We start from the raw sequence: 15491 nt of genomic DNA on the forward strand, positions 1-15491 counted from the left end.
GTGTGTGACAGTCAGCGTAGTGCGAGGCGGCAGCACACGGAATCATGAGGGCTCCTCCTTCCGGGTGGACCGGGCGGAGTTGACGGGGAGGTGGAGTCGGGTATGGCCGGGTGCGCCATCTGGGACGACGCGGCCGGGATCGACCGGCAGGCCACCAGACATCTCCGGCCCAGGCACCGGAACGTACTCGGGGAGCTGATCACCTCGGTGCCGTTGGCGGACGGCGTACGGCTGGCGAAGCGGTACGCCGGTCTCTTCCCGGCGGACCACCGCGACGCCCCCTTCGTCGCCCGACTCGCCGCGGCGGACGAGGAGTTGGTGGCGCGGGTGACCGCGACGGCCGCGGACGCCTCGCGTTCCGTGCATCCGCTCGTCACCGGCGCCGCCGAGTGGCTGTCCTTCGGGGTCGACGCCCCCGTTCTCACCCTCACCGGCCACGAGGCCGACGGTCTCACCCGCGTCGCCCTGCTGTCCGGCGGCTCCTGGCGGGACGTCTACCTGGGTGAGCTCCATCATCACGCCGTCGCGTGCGTCGACGAGGAGAACGTCGTGGCCGTCCGTGAGGAGCCCGGAAGCGGCCGGGCGCTGGTGCACTACCGGCGTGGTGACACCCTCCACGTGTCGCACGGCAGGGCGCTGACAGGTATGCGGCCGGCGGGTACGGCCGCCGGCTTCGTCGCGGGTGCCGCGCTGGGGCCGGTCGCGGCGGTGGCCGGTCCCGAACTCGGCCCCGGCCTGGTGGACTTGAGCACGTACGGCATCGACACCGCCCACCGTCTCGCCGTCGCACCGGACGGCGGCGCGGTCGCGTTCGGCGGCAGCACGGGCATCGTGGTTCTCGACGCGGGACTGGAGCGGCTGATCGCGCGTACCGTCCTGCCGGTGCCGCACGGGCCGGTTCGCGAGCTGACGTTCACCGGAGCGGGCGAGGTCGTCGCGTGCGGCATGGACGGCGGGCTCAGCCGGTGGCGTGTCGAACCGCACGAGGCGCTTGTCCTCGCGGCGGTGGGCAACGCGCCTCTGCTGACCGGCCTGTTCGCCGTCCCGGCCTGGGGCGTGCTGGTCGCGCACGTGGGCAGCGAGGGCCGGCATCGGTTCTTCGACCCGGTGACACTCGGGCCGGCCGGCTGGCCCCGTCCCTTGATGGAGTTCCGGGATCGCCTGGGGGTGCTGCGTACTGTCGCGGCCTCGGCCAACGGCCGGTTCGCCGCCGTCGGGACGCTCGACGGCCGCACGGGCTTCGCCCTCACCGTCCACGACTTCCATCACCCGCTGGCCCGGCTTCTGCGCCCGGTGGGATCCCTGACCTCGGAGGATCACAGGGCCGTGGAGCGGATTCTCGGCGAGGGCCACCCACTCGGGCCCGGTGAACGGGTGGTGCTGGAACTGCTGGAGGCCGCCGCCGCGCACCGGATCCCGGCCGCCTGAACGCACCGCTCGCCCTACAGCTGGGTCTCGTTGGCCGGCTCTCCGGAGCCGGTGTGGGTGCCCCGTTCGGACCGTGCCGCGTCGCGCAGGTGTTCCGCGAGGGCGGCGACGGACGCCGTCCGCGAGGTCCCGGCCTTCGCGCCCCAGGCCAGCAGATGGAGCCGGCGCGCCCAGGGATCCTCCAGTTCACAGACGTCGAGCGGCCGGTCGGGGTCGACGGTGCGACGCGGTACGACGGCGAGCCCGACCCCGGCCGCGGCGAGGGCGACGAGGACGTTCAGGCCGGCGACAGTGGTGCGGTAGCGCACCACGGGGGCGTGCGGGCCGAGGTTCTTCTCGATCCAGCGGCGCAGCGAGGAGTCGGCGTCGAGCCCGACGAGGGGGTGCTCGGCGACCTCGCTGTAAGTCAGACCACTGCGCCCGGCGAGAATCCCGCCGGCCTGGCCGACCACGACGAGGGAGTCGTCGCCGAGGGGTTCCATGTCGAGGCCGGAGTCCCGGGCCTCCTCGTCGTCGATGACGATCCCCAGGTCCGCCTCGCCCTCGGTCAGCATCCGTACGGTCTGCGGGGTGCGGCTCTCGGAGACCCTGACGTCGGCGTCCGGGTGCGCGCGGAGGAACGAGACCAGGGCCCCCGGCACGAATCCCTGCATGGCGGAGCCCCCGCCCAGCAGGGTCAGCGGCGCGGCCTGGGACCGGGTGTAGCTCGCCACGGCGCTCTCCAGTCGCGCCGTCTGGGCGAGTACGTCGCGCGCGTGGCGGGCGAGCGTCGTCCCGGCCGGGGTGGGGCGCACTCCCCTGCGACCTCGGATCAGCAGAGGCACACCGGCGGTGTGTTCGAGCGCGCGTACGCGCGCGCTGGCGGACGGCAGGCTCAGATGCACCCGGCGGGCGCCTCCGGTGATAGACCCCTCCGCCAGGATGTCGAGAAAGAGCCGCAGGTCGTCCAGGTCGTAGCGCATCCACCCCAGCCTAAGGCAGGACCTTAGGCTGGGTGCGGAAATGACGCATTGTGAACCACCCGGGCGCCGGGTGATGCTCGGCGGGTGCCCGAGATAGCGCTCGTCCTGCTGGCCGGTGCCGTCGCCGGAACGCTGAACGCCGTCGGCGGCGGAGGTACCTTCGTGGCCCTGCCCGCCCTCGTGGCGGCGGGCCTGGCTCCGGTGACGGCGAACTCGTCGTCGACCATCGCCCTTGTGCCCGGCGCCCTGGCCGGGGCTTGGGTCTACCGGCGTGAACTGACCCCGGTCGGTGGGACATCCACGTCCGCGCTCACGGCGGTCAGTGTGCTCGGCGGCGCACTCGGTGCCGGTCTGCTGCTGACCCTTCCGACGGCCTCGTTCAGCGCGGCGGTGCCGTGGCTGCTCGCTTTCGCCACGGTCGTCCTCGCCTTCGGACGCCGCGTCTCCCGTGCGCTGAGCACGGCGACGGGCCGCTCGGCCACCGCCGGCATGAGCGCGCGGGCTCTGCTGATCACGCAGTTCGTCCTCGCCGTGTACGGCGGATACTTCGGCGGAGCCATAGGCATCATGATGCTGGCGGTGTGGAGCATCGGGCTCGGACTGGACACGGCGGCCGGCAACCCGATGCGGATCGCCCAGGTCGCTGCCGTCTATCTCAGCGCGACCGCGCTGTTCCTCGTCGCTTCGGACGCGCTCGGCACGCCCCTGATCCTCACCGCGATGCTGGTCGGCGGGGTGGCCGGCGGGTTCGCGGGCGCACACCTCTCCCGCCAGCTTCCCGCCCGGTTTCTGCGCGGCACCATCCTGACCGTCGCCGTCACGATGACCGTTCTCTACTTCCTGCGCGGCACGGAGGCCGGCTGACATGGCAGGCGGAGCCGAGGGCGATACGGGAGTGCCGTACACGGACGCGGCGCGGGCGAGGCTGGAGATGGCCTTCGCGGCGTACGAGCTGGCGGAACTCGCGCGCGCGGCCGTCCCGATCGGCGCGTACGAGCTGACGCCCGACGGCAGGGCCCGCTCGGCGGGCTCCGCGTCGGCCGGCGCCGCCCAAGTCCTCGCGGCGGCACGCCGGTTCCACGAAGCCGCAGCCGCGTTCGAGCGCTTCGGGGAGGGCGCGCGTTCCGGCCGGGCGGAGGCGACGGAGGCGTCTCCCGAGGCGCGCGAGGTGAGTTGGTGGCGCCCCTACCTGGCCGCCGCGCCGCTCGAAGCGGCCCGCGACCTCGACGACTGGGTGCTGCGCCACAAGGACGGGGACGGCGATCTCGGCGCGGCGCCGGTGTCCGGCGGCCTGGTCCGCCGGGCGGATCGGCGTCCGGGGAACGGCGGATGAGTCGAGCCGCGGGGACGTGGGCGGAACCGTGCTCCGCGAGTGCGGTCGTCAGACGGCCGCCTCCGCCACGGGGAACGCGGTGGAGCCGCTGACGTCGGCCCACAGCGCGGCCTCGGCGGCACGTTCGTCGGAAGCCCGCTTGGCGAAGGTGACCGCGTCGGCGCCCAGCAGCATCCGCAGCGGGGGCTCGGGGCTGTTGACGATGTCGATCAGGACTTGGGCGGCGCGGGCGGGGTCGCCCTGCTCCTTGCCCTCGTTCTCGCGGCGGTAGACGTGCATCCGTCCGACGGTCTGCTCGTAGTCGGGGCTCGGCTCGTGGAGGGTCATGGACGAGCCGCCCCAGTCGGTACGGAAGGCGCCGGGCTCGACGATGGTGACCTTGATGCCGAGGGGCCCGACCTCGGTGTTGAGGACCTGGGAGAAGCCCTCGACGGCGAACTTGGCGGTCTGGTAGGCGCCCATGCCCGCGGTGCCGCCCACGCGTCCGCCGATGGAGGAGAACTGAAGGAAGTGACCGGCGCGCCTGGCCCGCATGTGGGGCAGCGCCGCGCGGGTGACGTTGACGACGCCGAAGAGGTTGGTCTCGATCTGGGCCCGGAAGTCGGCCGGGTCCATGTCCTCGATGGACGCGGAGCCGGCGTAACCGGCGTTGTTGGCGACCACGTCGAGCGAGCCGAAGGCCTCCACCGCGGTGGCGACGGCGGCGCGAGCGGCCTCCGGGTCGTTGACGTCGAGAGCGACGGTACGGACGCGGTCGCCGTAGGTGTCGGCGAGTTCCGCGAGCTGTTCGGGCCTCCGGGCGGTGGCGACGACGTTGTCGCCGGCCTCCAGTGCCCCCTTGGCCAGCTCGTGCCCGAGACCGCGGGAGCTTCCCGTGATCAGCCAGGTGTGGCGTGCCATGATGCACTCCTTACTACCTACGTACTAGTTGGTTGGTACTTCTAGCGTGCCTCGTTCCGCACCGGTTGGCAACCTACTAGTTGGTAGGTAAGCTGGACCCATGCCCCGTAATCCGGACGCGACACGAGCCCGCATCATGAAGGCGGCGACCGACGAGTTCGCCATGTACGGGATCGCGGGTGCCCGCATGGACCGCGTCGCCGAGCGGGCCGCGAGCAGCAAGGAACGCATCTACACGTATTTCGGGAACAAGGAACAGCTCTTCGACGCCGTCTTCAGCAACTACGTGAAGGAGTCCCTCGCCGAGGTCGACTTCGACGCCCACGATCTGCCGGCGTACGCGGGCCGCATGTTCGACCACTTCGCCGACGACCCCGAGCGGCTGCGGCTGTCGACCTGGTACCGCCTGGAGCGCGCCGGGGCCACGCCTCTCCAGACCCTGATCGACACCAACGATCTCCGGGTCCGCCGCATCGCCGCGGCGCAGGACGACGGATCGGTCCCGTCCCACTTCTCGGCCGTGCAGCTGCTGGCGCTGATCCAGGCGCTGTCGACGTCCTGGGCGACGATGAACCCGGAGTTCTCGGCGCTCGCCGCGCCGATCAGCCGCCGTGAACAGCGCCGTACGGTGGTCGAGGCGGTGGCCCGCGTCGTCGGCGGCACGGGCGAGAGCGGAGCCTGAAGCCTCACGCCGCCCAGACGCCCAGCCTCGTGCCCAACTCCAGGATCCGCAGGGAGCGTTCGGTGGCATCGGCGAGGATCTCGCTGCTGCCCTCGATCGCCTCGGGCAGCGACATCGGGGCCGGCAGGATCGCGCTGTAGGCGTCGACGCCGATCGCCCGCACCAGGTGTGCGCCCGGCCCGATCGTGCCCGCGAGCACGAACACCGGCACCCCGGCCGCATGGGCCCGGCTCGCGACCTCGGCGGGGATCTTGCCCCGTACCGTCTGGTGGTCGAGCGCCCCCTCCGCCGTGATCACCAGATCGGCGCGGGCCAGCCGGGCGTCCAGGTCGAGCCGGTCGAGCAAGACCTCGAAACGGGGCAGGAGTTGGCCGCCCAGCGCGGCGAGTCCGGCTCCCAGACCACCGGACGCCCCCGTGCCGGGGGCTGTCCGCAGATCGATCCCGGGCGGCAGATCGCGGGTGAGGACCGCCGCCCAGCGCTCCAGGGCCGACGACAGCACCTCGACACCGAAGGGGGTCGCGCCCTTCTGCGGCCCGAACACCCGCGCCACACCCTGGGCACCGCACAGCACGTTGAACGGGTTGCAGGCCACGAGCAGTTCGGTGTCGGCGAGACGCCGGTCGAGCCCGGACGCGTCGACGCGGTCCAGTTCCACGAGCGCCGCGCCGCCCGGCGGAAGTTCGCGGCCCCGGCGGTCGGTCAGCCGGGCGCCCAGCGCCTGGAGCGCCCCGGCGCCCCCGTCCGACGTGCCGGAGTCCCCGCAGCCGACGAGCACGCGCCGCGCCCCCAGGTCCAGGGCGGCGCGGATCAGCTCGCCCACGCCGTACGTGGTGGTGTCCGCCGGATCACGCCGGTCGGCCGGTACGAGGGAGAGACCGGCGACCGCGGCCATCTCGACGACGGCGGTGACGGGTCCGGGGCCGTCCTCGCCGAGCAGGGCGAAGTGTGTGCGGACGGGCGCACCGACCGGGCCCGTCGCGGTACGCCGCACCAGCCGGCCGCCACCGGCGATGGCCAGCGCCTCGGCCGTCCCCTCGCCCCCGTCGACCAGCGGAATCAGATCGATGTCGGCGTCGGGGATCACGCGCAGAACGCCTTCGGCGATGGACTCGGCCACCTGGGAAGCGGAGAGGCACTCCTTGAAACCGCTGGGGGCGATGACGATGCGGTAGCTCATGGCTGGGTCTCCAGATGGACGGGCACGCCGAGCAGCGGCCAGACGGCGAGGGCGAAGAGCAGCACGAGTGCCGCGGTGAGCGGCGCGAGCACGGCCGAGAGCCGCAGGAGGTCGCGCGGGGTGTACGTGGGGGTGCCGGCGGGCAGGTCGGCGAAGAGCGCGACCGGCTTGGCGGACGCGGGGAGCGTGTGGCAGAAGCCTGCGGCGGCGGTCGAGGCGAACGCGGCGGCCACCGGATTGACGCCCGCGGCCAGCGCGGCGGCGACCACCAGGGGGACCAGCACGGACGATCTGGCGGAGCGGGACTGGAGCGCCAGGTGGGCCGCCGTACTGATCACGATCACACCGGCGAGGAACATCCACGGCGGCATCGACGCACCGCCCGGTACCCATGCCACCAGCCAGTCGGCCGCCCCCGATTCGGCGAGCGCGATGCCCATCGCCATGGTCGCGGCCATGAAGAGGAGCAGCGGCCAGGGCACCGTACGCAGACCGTCCTTGAGGCGCACCGTGCCGAGCGCCGGTGAGGAGGCGACGACGGCGCCGATGAGGGCGACCACCGCAGGCGACACCCCATGGAGCGGTTCGCTGCACCACAGCAGTACGACGGTTCCCAGCAGGAGAAGGCACCGGGCCTCCGACGGGCTGAGCGGTCCTTCGACCGGAGCGTCGGAGTGCTCCTGGATCTGCGCGGCGGTGATCCGTACGGGCCCCTTACGGTCGGCCCGGCGGGTCGTCGTCAACAGGACCAGTTCGGCGGCCAGATGGGAGGAGACCACGGCGAGCGGCAGCCCGAGGATCAGCCAGGTGACAAAGCCCAGCTCCTCCCCCGTCTGCTCCCACAGCACGCCGACGGTGATCAGATGGGCGCCGGCGCCGATCAGAGTGGCGACGGCGGAGAGCAGGATCACCGTCGGGAAGAGGAGCGCGAGCATCACCACCAGCCGGGTCCGGTCGGCGAGCGCTTTGGCGAGCGCCAGGAAGACCGGCAGGGCGAGCGCGGCACGGCCCGAGGTCGCGGGCACCGCGAAGGCCGTGACCACCAGAGCGGCCGTGGTCAGATGCACCAACTGCCGTACGGTGCCCGCTCCGCCGACCAGAAAGGCGGCGGCGCGGCCCGCGAGTCCGGTCTTGGTGACGGCGGTGGCCAGGACGAACGCGCATATCAGCAGCCAGACGATCTCGTCGCCGAGAGTCGCGAAGAGCGTCTCGCTGCTGATCACCCCGGTCGCGGTGAGCGCGAGTCCGGCGCCGAGTGCGACGTAGGTGTCGTCCACCGAGGTGGCGATCCAGCTGTACGTGGCGAGCGTGAAGACGACGAGGGTGAACCGCGCGTCACCGCTGAGACCGGGGAATCTTCCGGGCACGGCGAGCAGGGCGCAGAGACTGAGAACGGCGCAGAGGCAGCTGGTCTGCCGGAGAGACAGGGGCACGACGATCAGCCTGGGGGCGGGCCGTGAGGTCCGAATGAGCCTTGGGTGAAAGCCGCTTCATCTGCGTGCCGGCGCCGCCGGCCCCCGCGCGTCCGGTCGGGCACTTCGCGCTCATGGCATGCGGTAGCCCATCCCCCGTATCGTCTCCAGCCTCTCCGCCCCCAACTTCCGTCGCAGCGCCCGCACATAGACGTCCACGATGTTGGAGCCGGGGTCGAAGTCGTAGCCCCACACATGGGACAGGATCTGCTCGCGCGACAGCACCTGGCCGGGATGGCGCAGGAACATCTCCAGCAGCACGAACTCACGTGCCGTCAGATCCACGGTCCGCTCGTCGGCCCGTGCGCGCCGCGTCCTCAGGTCGAGACTGAGGCTGCCGCTGCGCAGCATGGTGACCTCCGGCGCGCGCGCCGCCGTACGCAGCCGGAGCCGTACCCGCGCCAGCAGTTCCTCGAAGCGGAACGGCTTGGTCATCCAGTCGTCGGCGCCGCCTTCGAGTCCCGCCACGGTGTCACGTACGGAGTCCCTGGCGGTCAGCACGATGACGGGCAGCGTGACGCGTGCCTCGCGCATCTCCCGCAGGACGGTGAATCCGTCCCGCCCCGGCAGGCCGATGTCGAGCAGCACCAGGTCGAATCCGCCGGACACGGCGTGGTGCAGTGCGGAGTCGCCGTCGTCGGCGACGGCGGTGGTGAAGCCGTTGGCCCGGAGCCCCTTCTCCACGAAGGAGGCGATCCGTTCCTCGTCCTCGGCGATCAGAATGCGGTTCATGAGCCCGTCTCCAGGATGAGTACGAAGGTGGCGCCGCCGCCGTCGGTGCGGCGCAGTTCGACCCGGCCGTGGTGGCCTTCCGCGATCGCCTTGACGATGGCCAGTCCGAGTCCGGCGCCGCTGGTGCGGGTGCCCCGGCGGGCCGTACCGCGCCGGAATCTCTCGAAGATCACCTCGGCGTCCTGCGGTGGAATGCCGGGGCCGTTGTCGGCGACGTACAGCTCGATCCGCTCGCCGTGGGTCCGTGAGCCGATCCGTATGCGCTGGCCGGGCACGGTGTGCTGGACGGCGTTCTGGGCGAGCTGGACCATCGCCTGGGTGATCCGCTGCGGATCCAGAGGCACTTCGCGGTCGGCGACCCCGTCGAGCAGCCACTCCCGCTCGCCCAGGGTCCGCGCCTTCACGAAGACGTCGGCGGTCAGCTCCGCGAGCTGGACGGGCTCCGGGCGGACGAAGTCGGGCCGCTCGGCGCGCGCGAGCAGCAGCAGGTCCTCGACGATGCGGCTCATCCGGTCGAGTTCGTCCGTGACGAGCCGTATCGTCTCCTCGCGGTCGGCCGGGTCGTCGCCCATCAGCTCCAGATGCCCGCGCACGATGGTGATGGGGGTACGGAGCTCGTGTCCCGCGTCGTCCACGAAGACCCGTTGCGCGGCGAACGCCTGCTCCAGCCGGTCGAGCATGCCGTTGAACGTCTCGGCGAGCGCGGCGATGTCGTCGCGTCCCTCCACGGGGATACGGCGCGTGAGATCCCGCTCGGTCAGCTCCGCCGCGGTCTTCCGTACGACGCGGACCGGCGCCAGGATATGGCCGGCGACGGCCCAGCCGATGCCGCTCACCAGGATCAGCGCCATGCCCGACAGGGCCAGCAGAGTCCAGAACGTCTTGTCGGCGACGGCCCGTTCGCGGTCCGCGTGCAGCGCGACCACGAAGGCGCCCGGCGGGGCGTCACCGAGCGGCCGGATGGTGACCTTGGCCCACCGCAGCTCCCCCTGCGCGCGGTGCAGGGTGCCGGAGGAGTCCTTGGAGGCCAGGATCCGGGAGAGCGCGGCGTCGTCCCGCCACAGGGCGACGTGATCGGGGAAGTCACGGCGCTGCCGGATGACGTCGGGGCGGCCCGCGGAGGAGTGGGGCAGACCCAGCAACTCCTCGTCCCGGTCCGCGTACTGACGCCGCAGAAATGTCTGGAGCAGCCTTCGCGTGTCACCGAAGCTCCGGCCGGTCTCCGGGTCCACGCCCTGCTCGACGAAGTTGGCGAACTCGCCCGTCTCCTGCGAAAGCAGCTCACCCATACGGTGTTCGACGTCCCGGTGGAGGATCGAGCGCACCGTGACGGCCACCGCCCCGAGGGCCACGGCCATCACCACGAGCAGCCACAACAGGATCCGCACGCGGGCGGTGATCCTGGGAAGGTCAACCGTCATCACCGAAGTCGTCGTCATCGTCGTCGTCACCGTCGCCGGTGGACGGTCCGGGCACGATGTCGTCGCCGGGTGGGCCGCCCGGCGAACCGGTGGGTGGACCCGTGGGCGAGCCGGTGGGCGAAGGCTCTCCGGGTCCGCTGCTCCCACGGTCGCCCGGTGTGCCGCTCGGCGTCTCGTCGAGCTGTACGCCGGGGGGCACCTTGGGCGCCTCAGGACTGTCGGTCATAGCGTAGCTGGTAGCGGCGATCCCCAGAGGGACGGCGACGACGGCCGCCAGGGCCGCGAGACGAATCGAGAAGGCCATGCGGCCCATCCTGGCGACCGGGACACGCACCAGCATGAAGCCGGGATGAGGATTTCTTCATGTGGGGCGGGGCCTCCACGGGCTCCCGGGTGGTGCGTCCGCGGCCTTCGGGGGAGCTTGGAAGGTGCGGGGGTCGTGCTCGTACGACGCACGGGCCTGCCGCGGCACGGCGGACAAGGGAAAGCTGGTGGTCAACGGTGCGTAACTCGTCCGAACACCCGCGCCCGCGCCGACGCCGTGTCTCGGTCGGCTGCGACGGGCCGGTCCTCGTGGAGGGCCCCGTGGAGGCGGTCGACGGAGCCGGGAACACCTGCGTGTCGAACCGGTTCGTCGTCGCCCTGTGTGTCTGCCGCCGCAGCCGCTCCTACCCGTGGTGCGACGCGAGCCACCGCCGCCGGGTGCGCGGGGCGGAGCGCTCCCGCCCGGCGGACGGTCCCGGAGCCGAGGACGAGGCCCCGGAGGCAGGAGGGCCCGGTGGTGACGACGTACCGTGAGTCACGCGCGCTGAGTCCGCCGCTGCCGGAAGCACGTGGCGCGGTCTCCGCCTCCGTACGTACGGCGCTGCGCGACGGAACGGCCGTCGCGCTCCCGCCGGAGTCCGTGGCGGACGCGGACCCCTTCGGTGACGATCTGCAACTGGCTCTCTACGTCCTGTACGAGCTGCACTACCAGGGATTCGACAGGGTCGACGACCGGCGGGAGTGGGACCCGGACCTGCTGCGCGTACGCCGCCGCTTGGAGGACCGGTTCCTCGGCGCCGTACGGGAGGCCGTCGCTCCGGGCGAGGGGGAGGGCGATACGGCGGACGAAGCGCTGGCCGGCCTGCTCGTCGAGCCCCTGGGCTACGACACGACGAGCATGACCCACTTCCTTCAGCGCGAAGGCACCCGCGAGCAGCTGCGCGAGTACGCGGCGCTGCGCTCGCCGTACCACCTCAAGGAAGCCGACCCGCACGCCTGGGTGCTCCCCCGGCTGCACGGCAGGGCGAAGGCGGGCATGGTGGCCGTCGAGTTCGACGAGTTCGGCGCCGGCCACCCGGAGTCCATCCACGCACGGCTCTTCGCCGATCTCATGGCGGACCTGGACCTGGAGATCCGCTACGGCCACTACGTGGACGCGACCCCCGCCGAGGCTCTGGCCTCCGTCAATCTGATGTCCACGCTCGGACTGCACCGGGCGCTGCGGGGCGCCCTCGTGGGCCATTTCGCGGTCGTGGAGGTGACGTCCTCCCCGGGGTCCCGGCGGCTGGCGCAGGCCATGCGCCGGACCGGCGCGGGCCCCGCCGCCGAGCATTTCTACGACGAGCACGTGGAGGCCGACGCCGTCCACGAACAGGTCGTCCGGCGGGAGGTCGTCGCGGGACTGCTGGCCGACGAGCCGCACCTGGAACCCGATGTCGCCTTCGGTGTCCGGGCCACCGTGCTCGTGGAGGACCGGCTGGCGGTCCGCCTGTTGAACGCGTGGCGCGCCGGCCGCAGCGCCCTGCGGCGCCCGCTGCCCCGCTGAGGCACGGGCCACCGGGACTCGGGGCATGGGACGCGGGGCGCCGTCAGGCCACCGGGGCGCGTTCCCGGAGCCGGCTGAGCAGTTGGTCGCCGATGCGGGCCACCTCCGGCCTGTACGGGGTGTCGGAGAGGACGAAGTGCGTGATGCCGAGTTCTCCGTACTTCCGCAACGCGTCGGCCACTTCGTCCGGGGAGCCGACCAGCCAGGTGGTACCCGCGCCGCCGCCTCCGACCCGCCCCGGGGCGGTGTAGAGGCAGGAGTCCAGCACCTCTCCGCGCTCCGCGAGGTCGTAGAGCCGCTGCTGGCCGACGGCTTGACGCCGTCCGTTGTCCAGCGTCGTGTCACGGATGCCGGCCAACCGGTCCACCTTGGCCTCGGCGTCGCGCCAGGCCTCCTCGCTCGTGTCACGGACCAGTGTCGTGATGCGCAGTCCGAACTCCAGCGGCGCGTGGGTACGGCCGAGGGATTCGCTGAGCTTCCTGAGACGGTCGATCCGCTCGGCCACGCCGTCGAGCGGTTCGCCCCAGAAGAGCTGGACGTCCGCCTCGGTGGCCGAGACCGCCTCGGCCGAGGCCGAGGCGCCGCCGAAGTAGAGCCTGGGGGTACGGCCGTTCTCGGCGCCGTACGGGCGCGGGCTCGCGGTGGAGCCCTCCACACCGAAGAACTCGCCGCGGAAGGTGACGTTCTCCTCCGTCCAGAGCCGGCGCACGAGTTGGAGGAACTCACGTGTGCGGTCGTACCGGCGGGCCGGGTCGCTCTCTCCGTCGCCGTACGCCCCGGCCTTGTCGAGGCCGCTGACGATGTTGACCAACAGGCGTCCGCCACTGAGCTGGTCGAGAGTGGCCGCGGCGCTCGCGAAATGCGCGGGCTGCCAGTAGCCGGGGCGTATCGCCACCAGTGGTTTGAACGTGGTGGTCCGGGCCGCCAGTGCGGTGGCAACCGTGAAGGTGTCGGGCCGGCCCCATCCCGTGCCGATGAGGGCTCCGCCCCAGCCGTGGTCCTCCGCCGCGCGGGCGATCTCGGTGGAGAAGCCGAGCGTGCCCCAGCCGTCGGTGGTGTCGTCGCCGCGGTGGCCGGGCTCGACCGTGTTGGGGATGTACCAGAGATATTCGTCGCTCATGTCGGTCCTCCGATTCACCGTCGAGCGGGCGGTCTTGCCCGCCGTGCTCGCTCAGTGGGACATCACGCGCGCCGCCGTGCGCGGGCGGCCCGCGTCAGCGGACAACCCAGGGCGCGGCACGGCGCGGTGAGAAGAAAAAGGGCCACAGGAAGGGGGATGACGCCGCGATGTCCGGTGCCCAACTGAGGGCGGACCAGGGCGAATCAGACACGGGGCAGCGCCGGACGCGACGACGCGTCGGCGTCAGGTGGACCGAGGACAGAGCGCACTGGCCGACCGCAGAAGGTCGACATGAATGCGCGTCACGAGCCTTACACCTGGATGCACGGTGCAACGGTAGGCGACGCGAAGGATCCTGGCAATGCGCGCACCCGCCGCGGCGACACGACCAGGAAAAGCCCTGTTGTTGCAGGGTTGTTGCCCTACGTGGTGAGGACACTGAAAGAAAGTCGATACGCTCCCGGTTGACTTCGGGGGCATCGGCAGGAGCCGAACTGCCGTGAACAGGGGATGATCGTCATGACAAGTACGCCTTCGGCCAACCTTTTCAAGCCGCTTGAGCAGAGCGACCCGGCCGTTGTCGGTGGCTACCGGCTCGCGGCCGTGCTCGGCACGGGCGGTATGGGCAAGGTGTATCTCTCCTACACGCCGGGCGGCCGGCCCATCGCGATCAAGGTGATCCGGCCCGAGTTCAGCGAGGACCCCGAGTTCCGGCGGCGCTTCCAGCGGGAGGTCCAGGCCGCGCAGCGGGTGCAGGGCCTCTACACCGCGCCGGTCATCGACTCCGACACCGAAGGCTCACAGCCCTGGCTGGCCACCGCGTACGTACCCGGTCCCTCTCTCGCGCACGCCGTGGCGCAGCACGGCGCGCTGCCGCTGCGGAGTGTGCTGCTGCTCACCGTCGGCGTCGCCGAGGCCCTCAACGTCATCCACGGCGCGGGCATCGTCCACCGCGACCTCAAGCCCGCCAACGTGCTTCTCGCCTCCGACGGCCCGCGCGTGATCGATTTCGGCATCGCCCGCGCCGCGGAGACCACCGCGCTCACCGGCACCGGGGTCAGCGTGGGCACCCCGGCGTTCATGGCGCCGGAACAGGCGGCGGCCGGTACGGTCGGCCCCGCCACCGACATCTTCGCCCTCGGCCAGATCGCGGCCTTCGCGGCGATCGGTTCACCGGCCTACGGTGAAGGGTCCTCGCACGCCGTGCTCTACCGGATCGTGCACGAGGATCCCGATCTCAGCCGCGTGCCGGCCGAGTTGCTGCCCCTGGTGACGCGCTGTCTGACGCGCGACCCGGACGGCCGGCCGAGCCTGACGGAGATCATCGAGCTGTGCCACCAGATCTCGCCCGAGCCGCTGCGCCAGGGCGAGGACTGGCTGCCGCAGTCGGTCGCCGGATCGATCACGGAGCGCCTGCGGCTGCCCGAACCGGCGAAGACCCCGCCGCCGCAGCCGACCGTCGCGCCGACGCCGACCCAGTTCTCGCCGCAGAATCCGGCACCTGGGGCACCGGCACCGGGGGCGGTCAACCCGTACGCGCAGACCGCGTTCTCCCCGTCCGCCGCGCCGACGCAGAACGCGCCGGGCGTTCCCGGCGCGGTGCCGCCGCCCGGCCACCCGATGCAGCCCACTCCTCCGCCGGGCTACCACACCCAGCCGACCGGTTACCACACCCCGCCCCCCGGCTACCAGACGCCGCCGCCCGTCGTTCACGCCCCCTATGTGCCGCCGCAGCAGCCCAAGCCGAAGCGGACCGGGCTGATCGTCACCGCGTCGGTCGTGGGCGCGATCGTCGTCCTCGCGGTCATCGGGTCGCTGCTGCCGAACGGATCGGGCGACGACGAGTCGAAGTCGCCCAGCGGCAACTCCAGCGAAGGCGGGAGCGCCAGCGACGGCGGTTCGGGCAGCGACGATGCCTCGGGCGGGGAGAAGAAGCGGCCCGACCCGAAGCCGGCCTCGTACAAGGGCATCGACGTGACGGAGAACTACGCGGTCATGCTCGCCGACAACCCCCCTCGGCCGCAGGAAGGTGACGTGCTCTACGGCGGCAGGGATCTGTACTACTACATGGACGGCGTGTTCTCGGACAACTGGATCGGCTCCGACAACGGGAAGTTCGTCCTGCTGAACAACTCGCAGAAGGGCTCCCTGGAGACCTGCCGCACGGAGACCCGTTACACCGAGAAGATCACCCTCGACCAGATCAGCGCCGGATCGCAGTTCTGCGTGCTGAGCGACGCGGGCCACATCGCGGTGGCGACCTACCGCGGCAAGGGCGGCACGGAAGGCTCGACCTACATCACCGTCGACCTCACGATCTGGCGCAACGCGGAAGAGCCCAAGCAGGACGACTGACACGGCTCCCGCGTTCCCGGCGGGTCTGCGCCGGACGGGTGAGCGGGCCCGTGGCAGCGGCTCGGCGTGGTGCGGGGCGGGCCCCCGCACCGTATT

16 protein-coding genes are annotated in these 15491 nt (G+C 71.9%); 7 read left to right on the forward strand and 9 right to left on the reverse strand.

Going from position 1 to position 15491, the window contains the following annotated elements:
- Positions 1 to 102: 102 nt before the first annotated feature.
- Entirely contained in the window at positions 103 to 1428 is a 1326-nt protein-coding gene (locus OIE74_RS01685) for a hypothetical protein (RefSeq protein ID WP_329377601.1), read from the forward strand.
- Positions 1429 to 1442: 14 nt separating this feature from the next.
- Here OIE74_RS01685 and OIE74_RS01690 read toward each other — a convergent pair whose 3' ends face one another.
- Complete coding sequence (locus OIE74_RS01690) at positions 1443 to 2390, reverse strand: LysR family transcriptional regulator (protein WP_329377603.1); 948 nt, start codon at positions 2388 to 2390, stop codon at positions 1443 to 1445.
- 84 nt (positions 2391 to 2474) lie between these two features.
- Between OIE74_RS01690 and OIE74_RS01695 the strand changes: the two genes are divergently transcribed.
- Together OIE74_RS01695 and OIE74_RS01700 are read left to right on the forward strand one after the other, a co-directional pair.
- Entirely contained in the window at positions 2475 to 3254 is a 780-nt protein-coding gene (locus OIE74_RS01695) for a sulfite exporter TauE/SafE family protein (protein ID WP_329377606.1), read from the forward strand.
- Position 3255: 1 nt separating this feature from the next.
- Positions 3256 to 3723, forward strand: a complete 468-nt coding sequence (locus tag OIE74_RS01700; protein WP_329377607.1) for a hypothetical protein — start codon at positions 3256 to 3258, stop codon at positions 3721 to 3723.
- A 48-nt stretch (positions 3724 to 3771) separates the two neighbouring features.
- On the opposite strand, the gene OIE74_RS01705 is transcribed toward OIE74_RS01700, so the two are convergent.
- The gene (locus OIE74_RS01705) at positions 3772 to 4623 is read right to left on the reverse strand and encodes an oxidoreductase (RefSeq protein WP_329377609.1); all 852 of its coding nucleotides are present in this window, start codon (positions 4621 to 4623) and stop codon (positions 3772 to 3774) included.
- Positions 4624 to 4723: 100 nt separating this feature from the next.
- Here OIE74_RS01705 and OIE74_RS01710 point away from each other — a divergent pair, with 100 nt between their 5' ends.
- On the forward strand, positions 4724 to 5305 hold the full coding sequence (locus OIE74_RS01710; RefSeq protein WP_329377611.1) for a TetR family transcriptional regulator: 582 nt from the start codon (positions 4724 to 4726) through the stop codon (positions 5303 to 5305).
- Positions 5306 to 5309: 4 nt separating this feature from the next.
- On the opposite strand, the gene OIE74_RS01715 is transcribed toward OIE74_RS01710, so the two are convergent.
- The 5 genes from OIE74_RS01715 to OIE74_RS01735 all read right to left on the reverse strand — a co-directional run bounded on the left by OIE74_RS01715 (position 5310) and on the right by OIE74_RS01735 (position 10414).
- On the reverse strand, positions 5310 to 6485 hold the full coding sequence (locus tag OIE74_RS01715; protein ID WP_329377614.1) for a glycerate kinase family protein: 1176 nt from the start codon (positions 6483 to 6485) through the stop codon (positions 5310 to 5312).
- The gene (locus OIE74_RS01720; protein ID WP_329377616.1) at positions 6482 to 7918 is read right to left on the reverse strand and encodes an SLC13 family permease; all 1437 of its coding nucleotides are present in this window, start codon (positions 7916 to 7918) and stop codon (positions 6482 to 6484) included. Before OIE74_RS01720 ends, OIE74_RS01715 begins: the two co-directional genes overlap by 4 nt.
- A gap of 111 nt (positions 7919 to 8029) precedes the next feature.
- Positions 8030 to 8689, reverse strand: coding sequence for a response regulator transcription factor (locus OIE74_RS01725; RefSeq protein WP_329377618.1), 660 nt, complete (start codon positions 8687 to 8689; stop codon positions 8030 to 8032).
- A complete protein-coding gene (locus OIE74_RS01730) occupies positions 8686 to 10110 on the reverse strand; it encodes a sensor histidine kinase (protein ID WP_329377620.1) in 1425 nt (474 codons plus the stop codon). Before OIE74_RS01730 ends, OIE74_RS01725 begins: the two co-directional genes overlap by 4 nt.
- Positions 10100 to 10414, reverse strand: a complete 315-nt coding sequence (locus OIE74_RS01735) for a small hydrophilic protein (protein WP_329377622.1) — start codon at positions 10412 to 10414, stop codon at positions 10100 to 10102. The genes OIE74_RS01730 and OIE74_RS01735 overlap by 11 nt, the downstream gene beginning before the upstream one ends.
- Before the next feature lie 197 nt (positions 10415 to 10611).
- On the opposite strand from OIE74_RS01735, the gene OIE74_RS01740 reads away from it, so the two are divergent.
- Positions 10612 to 10908 carry a CDGSH iron-sulfur domain-containing protein gene (locus tag OIE74_RS01740; protein WP_329377624.1) on the forward strand — a complete coding sequence of 99 codons (297 nt, stop codon included), beginning with the start codon at positions 10612 to 10614 and terminating at the stop codon, positions 10906 to 10908.
- On the forward strand, positions 10892 to 11920 hold the full coding sequence (locus tag OIE74_RS01745; RefSeq protein WP_329377626.1) for an iron-containing redox enzyme family protein: 1029 nt from the start codon (positions 10892 to 10894) through the stop codon (positions 11918 to 11920). Before OIE74_RS01740 ends, OIE74_RS01745 begins: the two co-directional genes overlap by 17 nt.
- Before the next feature lie 43 nt (positions 11921 to 11963).
- Here OIE74_RS01745 and OIE74_RS01750 read toward each other — a convergent pair whose 3' ends face one another.
- A complete protein-coding gene (locus tag OIE74_RS01750) occupies positions 11964 to 13040 on the reverse strand; it encodes an LLM class flavin-dependent oxidoreductase (protein WP_329377628.1) in 1077 nt (358 codons plus the stop codon).
- Positions 13041 to 13283: 243 nt separating this feature from the next.
- Positions 13284 to 13520 carry a putative leader peptide gene (locus tag OIE74_RS38530; RefSeq protein ID WP_443075998.1) on the reverse strand — a complete coding sequence of 79 codons (237 nt, stop codon included), beginning with the start codon at positions 13518 to 13520 and terminating at the stop codon, positions 13284 to 13286.
- Positions 13521 to 13550: 30 nt separating this feature from the next.
- Between OIE74_RS38530 and OIE74_RS01755 the strand changes: the two genes are divergently transcribed.
- Complete coding sequence (locus OIE74_RS01755; protein WP_329377631.1) at positions 13551 to 15395, forward strand: serine/threonine protein kinase; 1845 nt, start codon at positions 13551 to 13553, stop codon at positions 15393 to 15395.
- Positions 15396 to 15491 lie beyond the last annotated feature (96 nt).

Source organism: Streptomyces sp. NBC_01716, assembly GCF_036248275.1.
Lineage (GTDB): Bacteria > Actinomycetota > Actinomycetes > Streptomycetales > Streptomycetaceae > Streptomyces.

Excerpts from the sequence above, each read along its gene's own strand:
- OIE74_RS01755 (WP_329377631.1), top strand. The coding sequence starts at position 13,551 with ATGATCGTCATGACAAGTACGCCTTCGGCCAACCTTTTCAAGCCGCTT.
- OIE74_RS38530 (WP_443075998.1), bottom strand. The coding sequence starts at position 13,520 with ATGCCCCCGAAGTCAACCGGGAGCGTATCGACTTTCTTTCAGTGTCCT.
- OIE74_RS01750 (WP_329377628.1), bottom strand. The coding sequence starts at position 13,040 with ATGAGCGACGAATATCTCTGGTACATCCCCAACACGGTCGAGCCCGGC.
- OIE74_RS01715 (WP_329377614.1), bottom strand. The coding sequence starts at position 6,485 with ATGAGCTACCGCATCGTCATCGCCCCCAGCGGTTTCAAGGAGTGCCTC.
- OIE74_RS01725 (WP_329377618.1), bottom strand. The coding sequence starts at position 8,689 with ATGAACCGCATTCTGATCGCCGAGGACGAGGAACGGATCGCCTCCTTC.
- OIE74_RS01735 (WP_329377622.1), bottom strand. The coding sequence starts at position 10,414 with ATGGCCTTCTCGATTCGTCTCGCGGCCCTGGCGGCCGTCGTCGCCGTC.
- OIE74_RS01730 (WP_329377620.1), bottom strand. The coding sequence starts at position 10,110 with ATGACGGTTGACCTTCCCAGGATCACCGCCCGCGTGCGGATCCTGTTG.
- OIE74_RS01710 (WP_329377611.1), top strand. The coding sequence starts at position 4,724 with ATGCCCCGTAATCCGGACGCGACACGAGCCCGCATCATGAAGGCGGCG.
- OIE74_RS01690 (WP_329377603.1), bottom strand. The coding sequence starts at position 2,390 with ATGCGCTACGACCTGGACGACCTGCGGCTCTTTCTCGACATCCTGGCG.
- OIE74_RS01700 (WP_329377607.1), top strand. The coding sequence starts at position 3,256 with ATGGCAGGCGGAGCCGAGGGCGATACGGGAGTGCCGTACACGGACGCG.
- OIE74_RS01685 (WP_329377601.1), top strand. The coding sequence starts at position 103 with ATGGCCGGGTGCGCCATCTGGGACGACGCGGCCGGGATCGACCGGCAG.
- OIE74_RS01705 (WP_329377609.1), bottom strand. The coding sequence starts at position 4,623 with ATGGCACGCCACACCTGGCTGATCACGGGAAGCTCCCGCGGTCTCGGG.